The sequence below is a fragment of the Ruthenibacterium sp. genome (assembly GCF_017421385.1).
In the GTDB taxonomy this organism is placed as follows: Bacteria; Bacillota; Clostridia; order Oscillospirales; family Ruminococcaceae; genus Ruthenibacterium; species Ruthenibacterium lactatiformans.
The window spans coordinates 1-21,058 of record NZ_JAFOIN010000053.1; the positions used below are offsets into that span (position 1 = coordinate 1).

Genomic DNA, 21,058 nt, shown 5'->3' on the forward strand with positions numbered 1-21,058 from the left:
GAAACCCCCACAAGAAAAGGCGGTACGCTACCCCTCCACGGGGCGCATACCGCCTTTTCTTGTTATCCAGCCCTCCGGCTGTATCGGTTGAGCAAAAGTCCGCGTGGGATTGATGTGGTATCTTTAACTTTGGGAAACTCCCGCCTCCCATTTGCTCACCGCCTGACGGGAAACATCCATCAAGTCTGCAAGCTGTTCCTGGGAAAAGCCTTTTTCCCGCCGCAGCCGCACAAGGTTATCCGCAAAGATCATATTGATCTCTCCTTTTGTTTTTGATGGACTTATCATAGCCTGTTCCCCTTTCTGTGCGCCACCAACCTGCGCCTTGCAATTTGTCAACCGCAGGTTGCGTGTGCTTTTTCTGCTCTTCACAAAGCAAAAAGGGCCGCGCCGTGGCGCGGCCCGCAAAACAAGCGGGGAGTGCGGTCAGCGGTTCATCTCGCTCACCGGGCCCGTGGCGTTGTGCTCCCGGATGATGCGGTCGATCTCCTTGAAATCGGAAGAAGGCAGATCGCCCGGCACTGTGTTTTTGACGCTGGATGTGGCGTTACCGAACTGCATGGCTTTCTGTGGATCGCCGTATTTTAACAGGCCGAACAGCACACCCGCCACATAGGCGTCGCCGGAACCGATGCGGTCAATGACGTCGATGTTGGTATAGGGCGGCTCCGTGTAAAACGCGTCCTGCTGGGCGGAATACAGCACCGAGGTGAAATTGTGCTTACGCGGGCTGAGGACCGTGCGCTGGGTGGTGGCGACAATTTTCACGCCGTACTCCTGCGCGTAACTTTTCATGATGTCCTGCAGCTCTCCGGTTTTTTGGAACATACGGCGGCTGGTCTCTTCAGAAACGAACAATACATCCACCAGCGGCAGGATGCCTTTGATGGTCTCTCGTGCTTCGTCTTCACCCCACAGGTTCGCACGGTAGTTCACGTCAAAGGAGATGAGCGCGCCGTTTTCCTTGAATTTTTTCAGCACCTGAATGGCCACGTCGCGCGTGCCCAGCGCCAGGCTGATCCCGCTTAGATGGAACATCCGCGCGGAAGAAAACGCCTCGGCCGGAATATCGTCCATCGTAAGGCCGCAGACGGAAGCGTTGAATCGGTCATACACGATGGTCGGCTTGCGCGGCGCGGCGCCCATCTCATAATAATAGATGCCGAGGCGTGCGCGCGGGTCGTCGTCATACGTTAAAAAATCATCCGACACGCCGACAAAGCGGATGCGGTTTTTGATGAAGGTCCCCAGCTCGTTCTGCGGCAAGCGAGAGATGATGCCCGTTCGCAGGCCCATGAGCGCTACGCCGGAGGCTACGTTCAGCTCCGCGCCGCCGGCGCGCTTTTCAAAAATGTCCCCATCCACGATGCGGGCATGACGCGGCGGCGAAAGCCGCAGCATGATCTCGCCGAAGGTAATGAGGTCGAACGCCTTTTTTTCCATAGGAAAGCCCTCCATACGGTTATTTTCAATTTCAGTATAGCATAAAACTCCGCGCCTTGCGAGAAGGTTTTGCATTGTGGAACGTGCCTCCCGCCCGCCGCATCAGCACTGTGCAACTCTTGCGCGGGCGGGTTGTAAAAGGTGCGGAAAGGGCACCATGCGGTTTCTTTCTTTTGCTGCGCATGCTATAATAAAAATGTATTGAAAATTTACAAAAGAGCCGGAGCGGCCCGAAGCGGGGTTGCTCCACAAGGTCAAAAAGGAGAGGTTTTTTTGCAGAACAAGGACGAAGCGCTGGGCACACAACCCATTGGCAAGCTGATGCTCAGTCTTGCCCTGCCGGCCGTTGCCGCGCAGTTCATCAACATGCTGTACAATATCGTGGACCGGATCTATATCGGCAACATCCCCGGTACAGGCGCACTTGCGCTGACAGGTGTGGGCGTTACGTTCCCCATCATCCTGCTGGTCTCGGCCTTTGCCGCATTCGCCGGAATGGGCGGCGCGCCGCTGGCTTCCATCCAGCTGGGCGCCGGCAACCGTGAAGGTGCGGAAAAAATTCTGGGCAACTGCTTTTCCATGCTTCTGGTGCTGTCTGTTACACTGACAGTCATTTTCAGCATCTTCAAAACGCCGCTGTTGTATATGTTCGGCGCCTCCGACGCCATCATCGGCTATGCGGAGGACTATATCTCCATTTACCTGGCGGGTACTATTTTCGTACAGCTTGCTCTGGGCCTCAACACTTTCATCAGCGCACAGGGCCACGCCACCGTTGCAATGCTCAGCGTGCTCATCGGCGCGGTCATTAACATCGTGCTGGACCCGGTGTTTATTTTCGTGTTCGGCATGGGCGTTTCCGGCGCGGCGCTGGCTACCATCCTTTCTCAAGCCGTCAGCGCCGCGTGGGTGCTGCGCTTTTTGTTCAGCGCAAAAAGCGGCATACGCATCCGGCGCGGGAACATGAAGTTCGAAAAACGTGTGGTTGGCAAGGTCATCGGGCTGGGCATCGCTCCTTTCATCATGCAAAGCACCGAGAGCCTTGTGAATATCACGCTGAACGCCGGACTGCAGCGCTACGGCGGCGACCTGTACGTGGGCAGCATGACCATTATGCAGAGCGTGATGCAGATGCTCGTCATGCCCATCCAGGGCATCACACAGGGCGCGCAGCCTATTATGAGCTACAACTACGGCGCCAAGAATTACAGCCGCGTGCGCAAAACTTTCAGCCTGCTGCTCAAGGTAATGCTGCTCGTTACCGTCTCGGGCTTTGCCCTGGCCGCGCTCCTTCCCGGCGTGCTGGCGCGCATGTTCACTCAGGACGCGGAGCTGATAGAAATCGTTAAAAAGATGATGCCCATTTTCTTCGGCGGCATTTGGGCCTTCGGCGCGCAAATGGCCTGCCAGACCACCTTTATGGCGCTTGGCCAGGCCAAGATCAGCCTGTTCCTGGCGCTGCTGCGCAAAGTGGTGCTGTTGGTGCCCCTGGCATTGCTGCTGCCTGTTGTCATGGGCGGCAATGTGCTGGGAATCTATATTGCCGAGCCTGTGGCCGACGTGATCGCCAGCTTTACCACGTTGTCCCTGTTCCTCATCAAGCGCAAAACGCTGCTGCCCGACGGCGGCGCACCCGCAAAAAGCAAATAACCCGACGCTTATTTTCAAACGACGGAGGCTGCCGTGAAGCACGATTCCTTTAAAACTTATCTGCACTGGGGGCTCACTGCCTTCGGCGTTGTCGCGTTGAGCATCCTGTTCTTTTTCTCTCTGTTCAAGGTGGGCGCGCTGGTGCATTTTTTCCAAACGCTGCTGGGCATTTTAATGCCGTTTGTGTACGGGCTGGCCATGGCTTATCTGCTGACTCCGGTGTTCAACTGGCTGCACGCTCGCTTTGCGCCCGCGCTGCAAAAACACGTAAAAAATCCACGCCGTACTGCCCGCGCCGCAAAATTTCTTTCCACGACGCTTTCGGTGCTGCTGGCGCTGCTGCTTGTAGCCGCGCTGCTGTGGATGGTGCTGCCGCAGGTGATCTCCAGCATCGTCGGGCTGGTGGAATCCAATCTGCTGACGAACAGCATCCAGAACGTGACGGGCTGGATCGAGGACACGCTTCAGAACAACCCGCAGTTCGAAGCTGCCGCACAGCGGGTATATGCCGAAGCCGTGGCAGCTCTCACCGCATGGGTAAAAACGGACATGCTGCCCCAGCTGACGAACCTGATGAGCGGGCTGCTGGGCACCCTGACCTTTTTCAAGAATGTATTCATCGGCATCATCATCGCCATTTATGTGCTCAACAGCAAACAGCTTTTTGCCGCACAGGCCAAAAAATTGCTGTACGGCTGCCTGAGCACCCGCCGCGCCAATATCGTGCTGGATAACGCACGTTTTACTCACCGGGTATTCGGCGGCTTCATCAACGGCAAGCTGCTGGATTCCCTCATCATCGGCATCCTGTGTTTTGTCGGGATGACAGCGCTGCGCATGCCGTATGCGATGCTCATCAGCGTGGTGGTGGGCGTAACGAACATCATCCCGTTTTTCGGGCCGTTTATCGGTGCCATTCCCAGCGGGCTGCTTATCCTTCTCATCGACCCGCTCAAGGCGCTTTACTTCGTGCTTTTTATCCTTGCGCTGCAGCAATTCGACGGCAATATCCTGGGCCCAAAAATTCTGGGCGATTCCACCGGCCTTTCCAGCTTTTGGGTGATGTTCGCCATTCTGCTGGCCGGCGGGCTGTTCGGGTTTGTCGGCATGGTCGTCGGCGTGCCGCTGTTTGCGGTGCTGTACAGCATCCTCTCCGGGCTGGTGTGCCATTCGCTGCGCCGCAGGGGCATGCCGGAGGAAACACAGGCCTATTATGAACTGGACCATGTGGATGAGCGCACACACGACATCCTATACAATGAGGCTCCGGCCCGACCGGCCGCGGGATCTGCGGACAGGCCTGAATGACCGTCTGTCCGCTTTGAATTGAAAATCGGGGATGTATGATACATCCCCGATTTTATTTTTCCACTTTCCGGCCGTGCGCTCCGTTTTTTTATACCCGCCAGCCTTCGCCCGCGTTACAGCACCCTTTCCATCACCACAGCCGTATAGCTTCCGTTGTTCACTTCCTCGCCTGTGCGCACAAAACCATTCTTGGTCCAGAATGCCTCGCTTTGGCAGTTTCCTTTGGCAAAGCCCAGCCTGGCACGCCTCAGACCCTGCCGTTTCAAAAAGCAGAGGCACTCTTCGATGATCGCCGTTCCCGTCCCTTTTCCCTGGCTGGCGGAATCCACCATGAAAAGGCCGATGAACGCAGTCTCATCATTGGGATATTTGAGGATCAGGTCCATAACGGCTGTCAGCATACTGCCGTCAAAAAATCCAACGTAAAATTTATCTTCTCCGCTTTTCCCCGGCGGCAGAACTTTCATATCCTCCCGGATGCTTTCCAACGTTACACACGGCGGACAATATTTGTAAAATATGGGATTTCCCGCCGAAAGGCGGTACACTGCGCCGACATCGCTGTCACACAGCCTTCTGGCGCCATACCTCGAAGATAACCCGGCGGGCTCCATCCTTTCCCCTTCTTTCTCACCTATGGCTTCATGCTGCTCCGGCTGGAAAACAGGCAGGGCCGCCGCAAATGCGGCGGCCCTGCCTGTATCCGTCTGTTCAGCTTTTTCCCGTATTGCGGCGGTATGCCATGTAACTTTCCAAAATCACCGTCGCCGCCACCGCGTCCAGCACATCCTTACGCCTTTTGCCGTAAGTGCCGTTTTCCGAAAGGATGTTCGCCGCGCTTACGGTCGTCTGCCGCTCGTCCCACAGCTCCACGGGAATGGGCACAATGGCCCGCAGCGTATCGGCCAGCTTATGGCTCTTCTGGGCGCGCGGGCCCTCACTGCCGTCCATGTTTTTCGGCAGGCCGATGACGATCATCCCCACCTCATATTCGCGGCTGGCGTACACGATTTTTTCCGCCACCTTGGCCAGACTCTTCTCCTCGATGATGCCGATGGGACTGGCCAGGAACTCGGTGCGGTCACACACAGCAAGGCCCGTTCGGGCATCGCCGTAATCCACTGCCATGATCTTCATTGCATTCTCCCTTCCTGCATGCTTGTATCTCATGCGGAATATACCTTTTATCATACAGGATACGGATGGTTTTTTCAAGCTGCGGCACACCCTGAAGCGCTCTATTTGCCGCCCCGCGCCCGCACACGCAGGCCCGCGATGATATTCATGAGCGACGCCACACAGATAATGCCCAACGCAATTGCACCGGCCTCGGTGAGCACCCGCTGGGCATACTGGCCGAACGCCTCATACTGCCCGCGCACAAGAAAGCTCATCATATAATATAGGTCGCCGCCTGGAATCAGCGGAATGAGCATGGGAACCAGCAGCATGATGACCGGCGCCTTGACGGCGCGCGCCAGCAGCTCGCTGGCCAACGCCGCCGCCAGCGTGGCGAAAAACAGGCCCGCAAAAATATCCAGGCCGTTACAGGTGCAGGCCAGATACACCGCCCACGCCAACGCGCCGCCTCCGGCGGCCAGCAGCAGCTTGCGCCCGCGGATATTGAACAGCACGGCAAACCCAACCGAGCCGATGCAGCCCATAAGCGTCTGTACAAAATACCAAGCCATTTTCATCCCCCCATCCGCATCAGCACGGCTGCAAAGCCGATGGCAATGGCCAGAGCCTTGAGCACGGCCTCGCTGAGTCCCAGAAGGCCGGAAATGGTATCGCCGTTAATCATGTCCCGCAGCGAGGTCGTCAGCGCAATGCCCGGAATGAGCAGCATGATGTTGCCGATGATGATCTTATCCGGGTTCTGGCCCAGGCCGAAGCCCACCATCAGCATGACGGCCAGTGCTGCCAGCGCGCTGGCCAGCATACTCTGCAAAATACCGTTGAGCCGCAGCCGCTGGCAAAAGCGCAGCGCGCCGAACAGCAGCATGCCCGAAACGGCCGCCGTCGCAGCGTCGCGTAACGTGCCGCCGAAAAAGGCGGAGAACGCCGCTGAGATAACGGCGTACATGGCGCACTGGGCGGCGTCCGGGTAAGCCGGGGCATTGCGTACCTCCTCCACCGCCTGCCGGAATTTTTCCGGCGGCAGCGGGCCTGCACACAGTCTGCGCGAGAGCGCGTTCACCCGTTCCACACGGCCCAGGTCCGTATCCCGCGCGCGGATGCGCCGCGTTTGTGTAAGTGCGCGCCCCTCCGGTGTGCGCACCGTCAGCACGATGCTGGACGTGATGGTAAAAACGTCCGCCTGCGCAAAACCATACACCATACACAATCGGGTGAGGGTATCCTCCACGCGCATCACCTCGGCACCGCTGGTCAAGAGCAGTTCACCCATGTCCAGAATGCACGCCAAAAGCGCGCCGTCCTGCGTTTCCGCCGCGCCCGGCGGCGCGGCGGCCTGTCCCTGTGCCATGCGTTTCCCCTCCGCAAAATCCACAATTTTTCCGGCGGCATCCGCGGGCGCGGGGCCCGCGTGAACCACACAAAGCGCGGCACAGCGTGCCGCGCTTTCTGTTTTTACTCCGTGATCTCCAGCACCAGGTGTTCAATGGCCGTATGCCGGTTCATATATACCACATTCAGACGGCCGTCCCTGTCCCTGCACATGGCGGGCTGGCATTTATTTCCCGGCGCGGCGGCCAGTTCGATAAGGTTTTTCCAGGTTTTTCCCTCATCCTTCGAATAGGCCAGCGTCAGCGGGCTGCGCTCGTGCCAGTCTGCCACAGGCGTGTCGTTGTAGGCCATCAGGATGGTGTCTTTGTCCCAGCTGATGACATCGATCTTCGATTCGTTATTGAGGATGGTGGTGGGCACAGGCTGCGTCCAGGTTTTGCCGCCGTCCCGGCTTTCGGCTGTATACGACACCAGTGATTTCACGCCCGCGCCCCAGCCCGTACTGCCCGGACAGGTACGCGTGAACATACGGATGGTGCCGTCCGGCCGAAGGCAAAGCGCCGGCTCCCGGATGAGATTGCCGTCGTCCGCAGAGAGGATGGGGCCTTTTTCCCATGTCTCGCCGTCGTCGTGGGAAAGATAGATGCGAACTGCGCCGAAGTATTTATCCGGAAGCTCACTGCTTGTGGAGGCGAACACGATGGTGCCGTCATCCAGCAGGACGCTGTCGTTGGAGGCGTGGCCGCTCTGGATGCCTGCGGGCTGCGCCGGCTCCCATGTGCGGCCGCCGTCCTTCGTTTTGCGTGTCCACAGCTCGTCCCGGCCGTTGCACCAGGTGGTGAAGTTCACCTCGGTGTCCAAAAATTTTGCGAACAGGAGAATGATCTCCCCCTTTTTGTTTTTGAGAAACACCGGGTCATGGCAGCAATAACGGATGTCACAGCCCACGGCGTCCGGGTTCGACCATTCTTTTGCGCCCGGCTCCAGCACAGACACCCAGTCTTTGGCGTCGCGGCCCATGGGGTCGCCGTTCCACTGCAAAAAGCCACCGTTCCATACGGCCAGCAGATTGCCGTTGTCCGCCAGCGTCAGGCTGGGCATATGATAGCACTGGCGCTCGTCGAACCACTCGACGACCCACTTTCTGTCTATGATCTTTGCCTGCATCATATTTCTCCTTTTTTAACAATGGGAAGCTTGCTGGGGCAGCAGCCGCCCTGAATTTCTTTGCGTTGCCGGGCCGGCAGGGTTTTCTTTCCGCAGTTTTTTAACAACGGAAAGTGCTTTGCGGCCAACGGCTCTTCCGTTTTTGGCAAATATATTTTTGTTTATGCGGAAAAACACCCGCGTTCAAGCCCCCGGCGCGGCCTGCTTCGCGGAGCGCATGGCCCCGCGGCACAGCAGCACCGTGCCCACCTGGGTGAGCGTCAGCACAAGCAGGCTCCACACCTGCACGCCCACATCCTCGCCCACATATACGTTCATAACGATGATGATGGAAAGCCCCACACAGCGCCCAAGCTCCAGAACGGTATCGTTGACAGCCAGCAGCTCGGGCCGGTGGTCGTCCATCTCGGGCACCAGCTGCATCATATCCAGAAAAGTGCTGTATGTGGAATTCTCCAGAAAGCCCGCAAAAAACGAATTGACCACTGTATATAGAATAACCGTCATCGGGCTGAGATGCAAGATGCAAAGTGCGGCAATGCCTGTGAGCACCGCTACCGCGATACCCATATACCGCACCCGGTTCGCCAGTGAAAGGATGCGGCTGGCGATGACGTAGGAAGCGATGGCCGCCGCGGCTGAAAGGAAGGTATTGAAGCCCACCAGCAGCTCATTTTTCACCATCTGGTACAAAACGATACTGAGGATGAACGTGAACGCACCTTCTCTCACCCCTTTGCAGCCCTGCGCAGCCAGGCTGTACAGCAGATGCCGGTTGCGTCCAATGGCGCGCAGCGTGCGGGGATAGTCCACCTTATGCGCGCCCGCCATACGGCGCTTGGGCAGCCGCAGCGCCAGCGCACAGGTGACGGCGGACACAGCAAACGACAGCCCGAACACCGCCATATAGCCCCGCGTACCACCCACTGCGTCGATGATGAAACCCGCCAGCAGCGGGATGGTGAGGTTGACGACGTTGGCACAGATGTTTACAATGGCAAGGCCGCTGTCCCGGTTGGAAAGGTCTGTGGAATCCGACAGCAGATGGCCGTAGCTCAGCCAGTAGCAGCCGTCCGCAAGACCCGCCAGAAGCCCAAGCCACAAGTGCCAGCGCGAGGCGTTGTCCCCCAGCACGATCAGCAGCAGATACAGCACATTGTAGCCCAAAATACCCAGCACCGCTGTCACGCCGGAATCCGTGCGCTGCAAAAGCCCTGCCGCCAGCAGCATGGCCGCCGCGCTGCCCAGGAAAAACGTAGCGTTATACATCACCACGACCTTTACGTCGCCCGTCTGCCCCAACAGCATCGTATTGATAAATACATGGGGCAGGCCGTAAAACACCAGAAAACACGCATGCACCGACAAAAAACGGTAAAATCCGCCGCCCAGCGTCTCGCCGTTCACCAGCACCTTCAGATAGCCAATAAATGCCCTTATTTTTTTGCTCATGCCGGGGTCTCCCCTTCCGCCCCCGGCGCGGGCATGCGCAGCAGAACAGCTTCCATGCTGGGCACATCTACCGGCACCCGAACGCCTGTTCCCACCGCTTCACACACAGCGGCCTGCGGCGCGGCCTGTTCCACGTACGAACGCCAGACCTCCGCGCTTTCCGGCGCAGTTCCCGCAGAAAACGCCAGCTCCACAGCGTCGGCATCATCCGTGCTGCCGTTTACAAGGTAGACATCCAATCCCCCGTCCTGTACAAAGCAGTACGGCTCCAGATACGGCGCGCCGCACACCAGCGGAAACGGCGCGCCCGCTGTGCGCAGCACGTCGTGAAGCACAGCCTGGCGCATGCTGTTCAGCAGCATGGGCGGGATGGATACAGAGCTTTCAAAATTCCCGAAGGGATAGACGAGTACGCGGCCGTCCACCACCGCCTGGCCGTGGGCGGTACGGCGGCGGAAGGAATCGTACAGCGCAGTATATTCGTTCACCTGTGCGCCCTGCGCATAGGTCACATCCAGCGCGTCGCTGCACGAGACGATGGCCGAGGCCCGTGCGTTTTTACGCCCGCAGTAGGTCTTGCCGTTCGTCACCTGCTCATAGGCGTAGCCGCCGTCGTTTTGGCGCAGCCAGCGCACGCTCTCAATGCCCGCAAGGCGGCCAAGTCCCATTTCGCACAATGTCCAGGCCGCGTCTCCGTTCAAAATAACGAAATTATTAGCGAACAGCCGCGCCAGCGTTCCCGCATCCCAATTGCGCAGCACCTGGCCGGATGCCGCCACTATCTGACCCGTCAGTTCGGGGCTGCCGGTGTAAGCATAGGGCACGCCCATGGCGGGCAGCAAGCCGGCAAAAAACGCCTCCTGCGGATACAGCTCCTCCATGGAAGAACCTTCCCGCGTGTGCAGCGTGTACGAAGAACAGGGGCTGTACAGTACGTGCACCCCCAAGCGCTCCTCTTTGAACACACCGCTGCGGGTCAGGGCATTCAGATAGGGCTTTGTACGGTGCAGCATCTGCTGATAGCCATCCTCCCAAACGATGCCGTTGCCGTTGAGGTCATACAAGTCGATGGTGATGCCCGCCAGATCCAGCGGCAGTGCGCTCAGCAGCTGGAAACGCGTGAACCGGCGGGATTTCGAAAACAATGAGAACGGAAAGTTTTCCAGCTCCGGGTATACCTCGGTCTCCGATGGGAGCATTGCACGGGTGAGCATAGACACCATATTGAATCCGTGCAGATAGTTCGACGGGGAATTTTCCTGATATCCGGGCAGATGCACACGGTCCACAGGCGGGCGTCCAGCCGCAAGCGTGTGCAGCAACGCATGCCAGTCGCGCCCCTCGGCGGCGTGGATGTGCGGAGCCGAGCTCATGAGGCCCACCTTCGCCTGCTTTGACGCAGCGCGCACCGCCTGTCCGATGGCGCCGGCGGCGCTGAGCATCGTCTCGCGGCTTACATCCAGCCATATCTTCCGATAAGGATGCGGCTCGCCGGGACGCAGCACGCCTGCCAGAAATTCTTCCCGCGTCAGCGGCTTGCCCGCGCGGGCGCTGTACAGCTTCATATGCTCGTCACAAAAGCAGCCTCCCCACGCAAGAGGCTCGTGGTTATGCAGACGGAAGTCGTCCTCCACCCAAAGGATGGAGGGCTCCAGCTCCGCATAGCGCGCGTACAGCCGGGCGATGTATTTCTGCCATTCGCCGCACAGCGGGCAGACGCACAGCTTCGCTTCATTTCCCTCCACATCCACCATGGGGCGAAAGTTCTGCTCCGGCCGCAGCGTTTTGCCAAGGTCCGCGTGCATGACGCTGTGCCACTGGTTAACAGACATCGTAACACCTTTTTCAGCCAGCAGCGCGCTGATTTTGCGCATCATTGCAAGATACACGTCCTGCTCGTCAAAGCTCATATGGCCGGTGTTGATCTCCTCCACGTTGGCGAATACAGCCACGTCGTCGATATCCGCCTCGTCCACATAGCGCAGCAGCGCCGGGATCTCCTCGGCATCGTTGAAGCCGGGGTCGCAGCAGAAGCGGAAAATATATTGAAATGGATCTTTTTTCATAGGGCGGCAGCCCTCCTGTCTGTGAAATGCGGCCGCGCCGCGCGCGGCAAAAAGAGTCAGCCCTGTTCTACGGGCACGCCGTAGAACGAGAGCATGGGCATGCGCATGCAATCGCTTGGGATGGCCGCGCCCGGGTTCATGCGCCATGCGCCATGCAGGCGCGCATCCGCGCCAAGCGGGCGTTCAAAAGTGATGGTCAGGCTGTCCGCGCCCGTCTCATACGCTTTCGGGGCGGCAAGGCCCTGCGCGTCCTCGGCTTCAAAGGGCAGCAGGGCCGCGGGCACGCCAAAGGGATTGAGCCAGTTGCGGATACGCGAAAAGCGAACCGTCACCGTGTCCGGGGCAGTCTGAACCACGGATTCCGGCTCCGGCGCCATCCAGTCCACATCGCGCCCGTAGCATTCGGCCAGCGCGGCGCGGGCGCACCGTTCCCCCACCACAAGATTGCCCTCTGAAGCATTGTGGATGAAGTCATACAGCGCAAGGTCCGCGGCCGGCACCACGGTCACATGCTCCAGCGTGTGCCACGCCTGGCGCTGCGCCTCACGCACCATGCCCCACTGGCGGTCCAGCTTTTCACTCGGGCCCTCCATGCAGCGGTTGAGCTGCACAGTGAGGAACGGCAGCTCCGGCTGGCCCAGCGCCGCGCGTGTGTGCCGCACGAAAGCCGCAAACCGCTCCAGATATGTCTGCGCGCTGTCCTCGTAGCCCTCGGCCTCGCCCTGATACCACAGCACCGCCCTGGGATGGATGTCGTAATCTGCCAGCATCTCCAGCATATTGGTGAAAAGCGCGCCGTTTTCCTCCGGGTTCCACCAGCGCAGCGGCGCGCCGCCGTAAGCGCATGGAACAAGGCCGATGGGATACCCCAGCTCTCGCTTGAGCCGCTTTGCGAAATGCAGCCACGGGCTGTGGCCCGGGTTGTGGTTCTCATAATGGCCGACGTGCAGGGCGTTCGTCGTCTCGCCCAGCGGATGAGTTGCAAGCTCCCACCGGGCGCTCGTGCGCAGCACGTGCACGCCCAGCTCAGGGTCGTCCGCTACCGGGTTTTTTGCGCGGCCCGCCGCATTGCTCTGCCCCGCGATGACGAACACATCGCCCACGCCCACATTGTGCACCATATCGCCGCGTGTGCAGGAGAGGCCGTCCCAGCCCTCGTAATCCATATACGTCTCAATGCGGTACAGCCCGCCCGCCGGTACCCGCGGAAAGGTTATCGTCCAGTTTTCGCTGTCCAGCACCGTACATTCCGTCCACGGAACGACGGATTCCCCTGTGCTCTCCAGCGCTACACGGGCCTTCACGGTCGTTTTCGCATGCGGCACGGCCGAAAATTGCAGCGGCAGCTCCTGCGACAGATGCACCAGATGATATTTTCCCTCCAGCCGAATGCACGCCGTACCGTCCGGCCCCTGCTGAAAGATCTGCCACGGGGCCGCGCCCCGCGTAATGGTCACGCCATAGTCCATCCTGTATCCCCTCTTTTTCTTTTTATCCAAGTCACCGGCTCTGCCGTCAGACATACCAGTCCGCGCTCGCCATGGGCCGCACGTCGTCCAGCGGGCGCGGCGCATGCACGCTGTGGATCCACCGCAGCGCCCCGTCCTGCCCGCGCCGCAGCACGCCGCACCCCAGAAGCCGTTCCACGGCTTCTTCACACAGCGCGCCTTGCGGCAGAACGCCGGAGCCGTCCGCCGCCCCGCGCAGGGCCTCCTCCGCCTGCGGGAAATCCCGCAGAAACTGCGGCGCAAGGTACAGTGTTCCGCCCGCAAAGTAAGCGTCGTAGGGATAACCAGCCTCACGCCTCGGCGTCAGCGCCAGGATCGTCATCATCGGGCCTGTGCAGGCGCGCACATCCTGCGAGCCATGGCACACTACGTCCACATTGTAGGCCAGGTGTATGTCTCCAATGCCGTTGTAGCGCACTGCCGAAGCAACAGCCCAGCCTTCCGCGTCCGTGCATACCTGTTCTTTATCCGGCGCATCCTCCTGCGCCGTGGTGTTTACACTGCCGTCTTCGTTCCAATAGGTGTTGAAGCGGAACTCCACCTCCTGCCCGGCCAGCGGGCGGCCGCCCGCCGTCAGGCGTGCGCGGAACGAATTGATATATCCGCTCCCGTCCGGCGCAAGCATCCGCTCCAGCGAGAGCTGCGCGGCGCGCGGCATATCGCGGGCGCACTCCGGTGCAAACACCTGCGCCTGGATGGTCATGTCATTCTCGCCAAAAGCGTTGTCGCCGCCCACATGGCCATACAGGCCAAGCCGCCCGCCGTCCAGCGCCAGCAGATAGGGCTGGTAGAGGAAATCGAACGGGACGTCCGGCTCGATGCGCGTCCAATTTTCACCGTAATCGTTGGAGAGTGAAAAGCATTTGTTGCGCCGGTAACCCACGATGCAGCCCCGCTGTGCGTCCCATGCAATGGTCTCGGGCACATACCCCCCCTGGGGGTCACGCACCGGGTCCCCGGGCGCGCCCGTGCAGATGGGGTACAGCGTGCCGTTCAGCCAGCCGTCCGGAGAGGGCGTGACGAACTGGCGCCCCACAGGCGTGCCCTGCACGTCTCCCGCGATGAAGAGAAGCCGTCCGTCGGGCAGTTCCACAAAATCAAATTCATGGGCGCCGATACCGGGCAGGATGTAATTCGGCGCGCTGAACTCGCGGCCATCCCTGCTGGTGAGAAAAAACGGCTGTATCTTGCTCTGGTAGGTCTCGCCGGGCAGCATGGTGTTGCGTGTGGCGCGCTCCCTGCCCGGGCCCCAGGGCGTTCCGTACAGGCTGGCCAGCACCACGAGCGTACCGTCCCGCAGACAGCGCACGCGCCACAGGTAGGGCGCAGTGCCTTCCAGCAGCCGGCGCACATCCGTCCATGTGCTGCCGCCGTCCCGGCTCTCCCGCACGCGGATGCAGTCGCTCCAGCCCGTGCGCTCATCGTTGTATCGCGGCACGTCGAAGCCCACGATGCGCCCATCGGGAAAGCCTGCGTTGCACAGCGAACCCTCCCGCCGCCCGCAGCGGCCCGTTTCGGTAAAATTCACACCGTCCGCAGAACGCATATACACCCGGTACGAGCGCTGCCGCGCGCTGCCGCCCTCCACGGAGCAATAAGAAACCGGCACGCCCGCCGCCTCGGCAAATTCCAGCCGGGGCGGGATGAAATCCGGATTTTCAGCTTCCAGCGTTTCGTCGAACGAAATACCGATGGAACCGTCTCCGTAGGGAAACGCCGTCACCCAAGCCACAAACCCGGGCCGTTTTTCCGGCGCATAAACGAGCTTTTGCTCAAAGTCCCCGCGCCAGGGGATGCTGTCGGTCAAACACGCCATCTCTCACACTCTCCTTTTGCGCGCCTGTGCGCGCCGCATTTTTTTGGGGGCCGGCGTCACCGCACCGCGCCCGCCGCCTCGTCGATCTGTTCTTCACGCTTGACGCCCACCAGAGCGCTCACCACGCCGGGCTGTGCCAGCGCCCAGCGCAGCGCGTGCTGTGTCATCGTCACACCCTCTGCCGCGGCTTCGGCCGCGCAGCGCTCTATCACATCATAGGTTTCGTCGGTGAAAGGCTTCATCCACTCCGGCTTTTCCGCCAGGCGGCTGCCCGCGGGCGCTTCCTGTCCCCGGCGGTATTTGCCCGTCAGCATCCCGCCCTGCAGGAGCTGGTACGGCACCACGCCCACGCCCTCTTTTTCACACAGCGGCAGCAGCTCCTCCAGCGCGCCGGTATTCAGCATACTCAGGGCAGGCTGGCACAAAGCCGGAGCCGGAACGCCCTCGTCCGCCGCCGCCGCCAGCAGCGCGGCCAGCTGAGCCGCTGTGTAATTGCTGACGCCCCAGGCGCGTATGGTGCCCGCGCGCAGCTCTTCCCCCATTGCGCGGGCGACGGCATGCGGCTCCGTATCGGGGTCGTACCGGTGCAGGTAATAAACATCCACATAGTCTGTGCGCATACGCGTCAGGCTGCGGCGCAGCTGAATGCGGATGGCCTCGGGGCTGGTATTTTCGTCCTCCGGGGCCTCCCCCACCTTCATGCCCACCTTTGTGGCCAGGATATAATCCCCGCGGCGGTGCGCCACGGCCTCGCCCACGATCTCCTCCGCCACGCCGCCTGCGCTGCCCGCATAACGGTTGTAGCCCTCGTACATATTGGCCGTATCGATGAAATTGACGCCATGCTCCTCCAGCGCGTACCGCACCAGCCGCGCCGCGTCAGGTCCGGCCACCGGGCTGCCGAAAGTCATGGTGCCCAGGCATATCCTGCTTGCCTGCATGTCTGTGCCGGGAATCGTCGTATACTGCATAGGGTCGCTCCTTTCCGCGGCTCATAACGCCGCCGCCATATCCTCCAGCCTTTGCAGCCGCGCCAGCAGGTCGGCCAATACGGCCGGCTCCACCTTGCCCGGCTCCCATGCGCTGGGCCTGCGGAAGCACCGCCCGGCATAGCCCCTGGCCCGCATCAGCTCTTCAAATGTATCGATAATGCCGTAGTTCCAGCCCACGGCCAGAAATGCGGTGAACTCATCCATCACCGGCTTCACGGCGTCCGCCCCGCCCGCGCGCACGCGCGCGTATACCTTTGCATATAAATCGGGCAGCAGATTCGCCCAGGTGCCGATGCATCCGTCCGCGCCGTACAAAAGGCCTGGCACCAGCATCTCGTCAAATCCAGAATACACCACTTTTTCCGGATATTCCAGCACCACACTGCGCAGAAGGAAAATATTCCAGTCGCTCATTTTGATGCCCGCCACGCCCGGGATGTCCAGCAGCATGCGCAGCTCCGGCATGCCTGCCGTCATGCCTGTGACGCCGGGGATATAATACACGATCACCGGCGCACCGGCGGCGGCCAGCGCCTTGTAATATTCTACGATCTGCGGCCACGGTTTTTTCGGGGGGATGCTCGCCACCGCATGCGCGCCCAGCGCAGCGGCCTGCCGCGCCAGCTCCACGGCCTGGCGCTGGTTTGTCTGGCCTACATGCACAATGGCCAGCTTGCCCGCGGCAAGCAGGCGCGGCACCAGAAGCGCCGCCGTTTCCAGCCGCTCGTCCTGCGTCAGATTGGCCGCGTCGCCCGTGCCGCCGTTGATGTACAGCCCTGCAACATCCGTTGCCAGCAGCCGGGTGAGGTTTGCCTCCAGTGCGCCGCGGTCCAGGCTGTCGTCCTCACCGCAGGGGTTCACGATGGGAGCCACCACGCCCCCGAAACGTGTCTTGTCGAATGCCATATTCTTTATCCTCTCCGCCGTAATGGCAAAACGAAACCGAAAAGGCCGGCGTCCGATGCTCCGCCGAGGACGCCATCGGGCCCGCTGCCTTTTCGGCCGTTTCCCTGTTCATTTTCGCTTGTCAGGGTACCGTTCCGTTTTTGCCCGCGCTCAACCGCGCAGGTCCTTCACCGCATGGATGAGGCCTTCGCACATGATGCGCATGCTCTCGTCGTCGATACCGCACCACCACGGGAACGAGAAACTGTTGTCCCACCAGGCGTCCAGCACCGGGCAGTCGTACGCGCCGCAGCCCTTTTTCTGGAACAGCGGGTAGCGATACAGCGGATAATACTGCACGATGGCGCGTACGCCGTATTTCTGTGTCAGCAGGTCCAGCAGGTCGTTGCGGTTTTTTCCGTATTTGCTTCCGTCGTAGTGCATGATGTACTGGTGGACGACATAGCGCCCTCCCTCAACGATGCCGGGGAAAGTGATCTCCGGCACATCCTTGAGCCATTCGCGGATCTTGCGGTCCTGTTCGATGAGGATCTCGTTATTGGCGATCACGCTCTTGAGCTGCTCGGAGCCAAGCGCACATTGCGCTTCGCCCAGGCAGAAGTTCTGCGGCCAGCGGTCTTCCAGGAATTCGTCCACGTTGCTCATGGCGGGAACCCAGTAGCGCTCACGTTCCCCCTGGAACGCGCACAGGCCGTTGTGACGGATGCCCGGCACGTTGTGAGCCACCTGGTCGTCACTGCACACAAACATGCCGCCCTCGCCCAGAGTCGTCATCGTCTTGGCCGCATGGAAGCTGAAGCAGCCAAAATCTCCGAAGGTCCCCACATGCTGGCCGTCGATGCGGCAGTCCAACGCCTGTGCGCAGTCCTCCACCACCTTGATCCCGTGACGCCGGGCGATGGCCACGATGCGCTTCATGTCGCAGGGGATGCCCAGCAGGTGAACGGCCACCACAGCCTTGGTCTTGGGCGTGATCTTACGCTCGAAATCATCGGGGTCGATGGTCCAGGTATCCTTATTGATGTCTGCCCAGACGATATGTGCGCCAAGATCGCCGAAGGGAATGGCCGACGCACAGTAAGTATACGCGGGCACGATGACCTCGTCGCCGGGCTGAATGTGGCAGAAGATAGCCGCCAGCTTCAGCGCGTTGGTACAGTTGTTTACGCCGAAGGCATACTTCGCACCCACGAATGCGGCGAAGTCCTTCTCGAACTTTTCAAGATATTTGCCCTGCGTCTGGCCCTCCGCATTGCGCATCACATCTACAACAGCCTGGATCTCGGCCTCTGTGTACGGGTGCTGCATCATGGGAAAAATCACCTTAAACCCCTCGGCCTTGCCGCGGCCGGAAGGATCGGACAGCTTTGCCTGTGGCATATTCATACCCTCCTGAATCGTTTTGTTCTGCGCCGCGCGGCGCGCGGCTCATATTTTTCTGTTTGGCCCGGAATCCCGTCATGCCGGGGCTCCGGACATGGTGCCGCGCCCCAAAGGGGCGCGGCTGCTGCGGGCAGTGCCGAATAAAGTTTACGCGGCGGCGCGGGCTGTGGCAATGGCCTCGTTGACCATCGTTTCCAGTTCGGCTGCACCGGCAGCCTCATACTCGGCCACATAATTCGGCCATGCCGTCTCGACGTCCATCTGGCCGCCGATCATCTGCGTCAGATACTGGTTGGAGATATCCTGCAGCTTCGTGCGGATATCAGCGGCCTCAGAGGGCAGGCTGATCAGATTGTAGTACGCCGGCAGATACTCCACGGCTTCATCCACGAAGCCGGAGACGATCCCCTTGGCATAATCCACAAGCGCGGCGTCCTCTTCAGTGGCCCACTCGTTGCTGTTGTCGATGGGGTGGGACACGGCCGTCCACCAATCGTTGTCTGCAAAGTTCACTTCATATTCCGTGCCGCTGAGCAGGTAGCTGAACCAGACATATTTGCAGCGGTTGTCGTCATAACCGTAAGCTTTGTTGATGGGCTGCCAGAAATCAGAGCCCTGATCGTTGCGGAACTCGTAATTTGTGGTGTTGTGCAGCAGGTCCTGTCCCTCTGTGCTTGCCAGATACTCCACCAGGTCGAGCACGCGGTCAGGGTTTTCGCAGGTAGTGGGAATAAAGTAATGCGCACCGATCCACGTGCCTGTGGTATATGTTTTACCATAATTTCCGTCGGACGTGAGAGACGTGCCCAGCGTCAGGTCGCTCATCTGCGCGCCGTCATTGGCAGCGGCCCAGGCTGTTTTATAAAAGTCGCGGAACTGGCCCGGATAACCAAAGCCGAAGTCCGCAGAAGCGATCTTGCCCGCGCCGAAATCAGAGTATGCGTCATCGAAATCGCCCTTGACGCCGATACCGGAATCCAGGCCGCCCGCCGCATACATTTCGGCAAGCTGTTTCACAACTTCCTTTGCTTCATCGCTGACAGTGGCCAGCGTCCAGTGCTCGCTGTCGGTACCGATTTCGCCGCTGGGCACAAACCCGCTCCAGACGTCGCCCGTCGGAGGCAGAATGCTCGTACCCTGCGGGGCAGCCAGAGTCTTGTCAATCTGCTGCCAGTTGGTCAGTTTGTCGTTGCGGGGCCACCAGCCAACATAACCGGCCGCGCCGCACGCCTTGGTGAAATCAATGAATTCCTCCACGGTAGCGGGCGTTTTTCCCTCGTTCACTTCGTTCAGAATCGCAGTATTGTACACGGGCACACCGGCAAAGCTGGGGTCCGCAAACGCGGCCACGGAATAAATGGCATAGGCGGCGTTTTCATCGCCTGTGTACAGCTTGTTGTAAGCCTTGTACTCGTCGCTGTTGATGATTTTGTACAGCGTGGGGTAGCGGTCAGGCTCAGCATTGACGATCTCGGCGATATTGACAACGAGGTCCTCTTCAGCCCATTTGCTGATCTTCTCGCTCTCGCCCCAGGTGGGGAACAGGTCGGCGGCGCCGCCCGTGAACAGCTCGGTCTGCATGCGCTCGTCAAACCCATCTGTGCCGGTATCGTACTCCAGCGTGACGTTCACGGCTTCTTCAATCGCTTTTTTAATAGGGTCGTTCTCCATGCCGTCCACGTCGTCGACGCTGTTGCCGAACTGAGCGAAGCGGATGTTGACCGTCTCGCGGCCGGCGTTGGGGTTAGCGTCGGCAGGCTCGCCCGCCGAGGTAGAGCCAGACCCGCTCGCGGGGGTGGAACTGCCTGAGCCGCCGCAGCCCGCCAGCGCGGACACAAGCATCACGGCCACCAGAAGCAGTGCCAAAACGTGTAAATGCTTTTTCATGGTTAATCCTCCTTGTTGATTATGGTTCTATATGTTCTACCCCGCAGCGTGGGGCAATAACATCATTCCTTAACGGCTCCCAGCGTGATGCCGCTGGTAAAATATTTCTGCAGGAACGGATACACGCACATGATGGGCACCATGGCGCAGATAATGGTCGCCATGCGCAGCGCCATGGGCGGCGGAAGCTGCAGGCCCATGCCCACGGCCCCGTTGCGCACCTGGTTCATCATGGTCTGGTCCACCAGCATGCGGCGCAGAATCCAGGCGAAAGGCTGCAGATTCGTCTTATTGGAAATAAACATCATGTAGTTGTAATAATCGTTCCAGTTGATGACTGCGATGAACAGCGCAATGGCCGCCAGCATGCTGCGGCTCACAGGGATGACGATGCGGAAGAACACGCCGATATCCGTACAGCCGTCCAGCAGTGCCGCTTCCTCCAAAGACTTTGGCACAGAATAAGAATAATAGTTGCGCATGATGATGAAATAAGTGATATTCAGCGCTCCGGGAATGACCATGACCCAGTAATTGCGCAGAAGCCCCAGGTTCTGATAGAGGATATACTGAGGGATCAGGCCGCCCGTAAAGAACAGGTTGAACACAACCAGCGCGTTGATGACCTTCATGCCCTTTACGTGCACCTTGCTGACGCCGTAAGCCATGCTGGCCGTGACGAGCACGCTGAGCACAGTGGCGATGACCGTCTTGCTCACTGAGATCCACATGCTGTTGGTAAAGCTTTTGGTACTGAAGATTGCTTTGTAATACTGCAGGTCCACACCGCCGGTGGGCCACAGCATCAGCCCGCCCTTGATATACTCCTCATACGGCGTGACGGACGCCACCAGAACATACCACATCGGATACACGCATACCAGCGCAAAGACGATGCAGAAAAGAAATACGAATACATCGTAGAAGTTAAATCCCAGTATCTGGCGCATGCTGCGGCGATATTTGCCGTTTCTGCGCAAGCTGTTGTTTGAACGCATCGATAAGGCCCTC

The 21,058-nt window shown here is 59.8% G+C and carries 18 protein-coding genes; 2 read left to right on the forward strand and 16 right to left on the reverse strand.

Features of this window, described 5'->3' with window-relative positions; all coding sequences use genetic code 11:
• Positions 1 to 123: 123 nt before the first annotated feature.
• Together IIY41_RS05490 and IIY41_RS05495 are read right to left on the reverse strand one after the other, a co-directional pair.
• Positions 124 to 252: a helix-turn-helix domain-containing protein gene (locus tag IIY41_RS05490; protein WP_287400100.1), complete on the reverse strand. Its 129-nt coding sequence runs from the start codon at positions 250 to 252 to the stop codon at positions 124 to 126.
• Positions 253 to 426: 174 nt separating this feature from the next.
• On the reverse strand, positions 427 to 1,443 hold the full coding sequence (locus IIY41_RS05495) for a sugar kinase (RefSeq protein ID WP_009324791.1): 1,017 nt from the start codon (positions 1,441 to 1,443) through the stop codon (positions 427 to 429).
• Positions 1,444 to 1,716: 273 nt separating this feature from the next.
• On the opposite strand from IIY41_RS05495, the gene IIY41_RS05500 reads away from it, so the two are divergent.
• Both IIY41_RS05500 and IIY41_RS05505 read left to right on the forward strand, forming a co-directional pair.
• Positions 1,717 to 3,093 carry an MATE family efflux transporter gene (locus IIY41_RS05500; RefSeq protein WP_243126180.1) on the forward strand — a complete coding sequence of 459 codons (1,377 nt, stop codon included), beginning with the start codon at positions 1,717 to 1,719 and terminating at the stop codon, positions 3,091 to 3,093.
• 33 nt (positions 3,094 to 3,126) lie between these two features.
• Entirely contained in the window at positions 3,127 to 4,401 is a 1,275-nt protein-coding gene (locus IIY41_RS05505; RefSeq protein ID WP_287400101.1) for an AI-2E family transporter, read from the forward strand.
• A gap of 113 nt (positions 4,402 to 4,514) precedes the next feature.
• On the opposite strand, the gene IIY41_RS05510 is transcribed toward IIY41_RS05505, so the two are convergent.
• From IIY41_RS05510 to IIY41_RS05575, 14 genes are all read right to left on the reverse strand, one after another.
• Positions 4,515 to 4,868 (reverse strand): GNAT family N-acetyltransferase, encoded by a 354-nt coding sequence (locus IIY41_RS05510; protein WP_242853460.1) that lies wholly within the window; start codon positions 4,866 to 4,868, stop codon positions 4,515 to 4,517.
• 244 nt (positions 4,869 to 5,112) lie between these two features.
• A complete protein-coding gene (gene ruvX, locus IIY41_RS05515; RefSeq protein WP_050004983.1) occupies positions 5,113 to 5,538 on the reverse strand; it encodes a Holliday junction resolvase RuvX in 426 nt (141 codons plus the stop codon).
• A 101-nt stretch (positions 5,539 to 5,639) separates the two neighbouring features.
• A complete protein-coding gene (locus IIY41_RS05520; RefSeq protein ID WP_050004984.1) occupies positions 5,640 to 6,092 on the reverse strand; it encodes a threonine/serine exporter family protein in 453 nt (150 codons plus the stop codon).
• 2 nt (positions 6,093 to 6,094) lie between these two features.
• The gene (locus tag IIY41_RS05525) at positions 6,095 to 6,889 is read right to left on the reverse strand and encodes a threonine/serine exporter family protein (protein ID WP_147324268.1); all 795 of its coding nucleotides are present in this window, start codon (positions 6,887 to 6,889) and stop codon (positions 6,095 to 6,097) included.
• 104 nt (positions 6,890 to 6,993) lie between these two features.
• Positions 6,994 to 8,037, reverse strand: coding sequence for an exo-alpha-sialidase (locus IIY41_RS05530; RefSeq protein ID WP_055081229.1), 1,044 nt, complete (start codon positions 8,035 to 8,037; stop codon positions 6,994 to 6,996).
• Positions 8,038 to 8,220: 183 nt separating this feature from the next.
• Entirely contained in the window at positions 8,221 to 9,489 is a 1,269-nt protein-coding gene (locus tag IIY41_RS05535) for an MFS transporter (RefSeq protein ID WP_117472425.1), read from the reverse strand.
• A complete protein-coding gene (locus IIY41_RS05540) occupies positions 9,486 to 11,555 on the reverse strand; it encodes a hypothetical protein (protein WP_119980582.1) in 2,070 nt (689 codons plus the stop codon). Before IIY41_RS05540 ends, IIY41_RS05535 begins: the two co-directional genes overlap by 4 nt.
• A gap of 56 nt (positions 11,556 to 11,611) precedes the next feature.
• A complete protein-coding gene (locus IIY41_RS05545; RefSeq protein ID WP_165858838.1) occupies positions 11,612 to 13,024 on the reverse strand; it encodes a sialate O-acetylesterase in 1,413 nt (470 codons plus the stop codon).
• A gap of 46 nt (positions 13,025 to 13,070) precedes the next feature.
• Positions 13,071 to 14,879: a sialidase family protein gene (locus IIY41_RS05550; protein WP_287400102.1), complete on the reverse strand. Its 1,809-nt coding sequence runs from the start codon at positions 14,877 to 14,879 to the stop codon at positions 13,071 to 13,073.
• Between the two features lie 56 nt (positions 14,880 to 14,935).
• Positions 14,936 to 15,850 (reverse strand): aldo/keto reductase, encoded by a 915-nt coding sequence (locus IIY41_RS05555; protein WP_270247856.1) that lies wholly within the window; start codon positions 15,848 to 15,850, stop codon positions 14,936 to 14,938.
• A gap of 21 nt (positions 15,851 to 15,871) precedes the next feature.
• Positions 15,872 to 16,777: a dihydrodipicolinate synthase family protein gene (locus IIY41_RS05560; RefSeq protein WP_278658495.1), complete on the reverse strand. Its 906-nt coding sequence runs from the start codon at positions 16,775 to 16,777 to the stop codon at positions 15,872 to 15,874.
• A gap of 150 nt (positions 16,778 to 16,927) precedes the next feature.
• Complete coding sequence (locus IIY41_RS05565) at positions 16,928 to 18,157, reverse strand: DegT/DnrJ/EryC1/StrS family aminotransferase (RefSeq protein ID WP_050004991.1); 1,230 nt, start codon at positions 18,155 to 18,157, stop codon at positions 16,928 to 16,930.
• A gap of 150 nt (positions 18,158 to 18,307) precedes the next feature.
• Complete coding sequence (locus IIY41_RS05570) at positions 18,308 to 20,047, reverse strand: type 2 periplasmic-binding domain-containing protein (protein WP_009324806.1); 1,740 nt, start codon at positions 20,045 to 20,047, stop codon at positions 18,308 to 18,310.
• 62 nt (positions 20,048 to 20,109) lie between these two features.
• A complete protein-coding gene (locus tag IIY41_RS05575; protein WP_009324807.1) occupies positions 20,110 to 21,045 on the reverse strand; it encodes a carbohydrate ABC transporter permease in 936 nt (311 codons plus the stop codon).
• Positions 21,046 to 21,058: the final 13 nt, after the last annotated feature.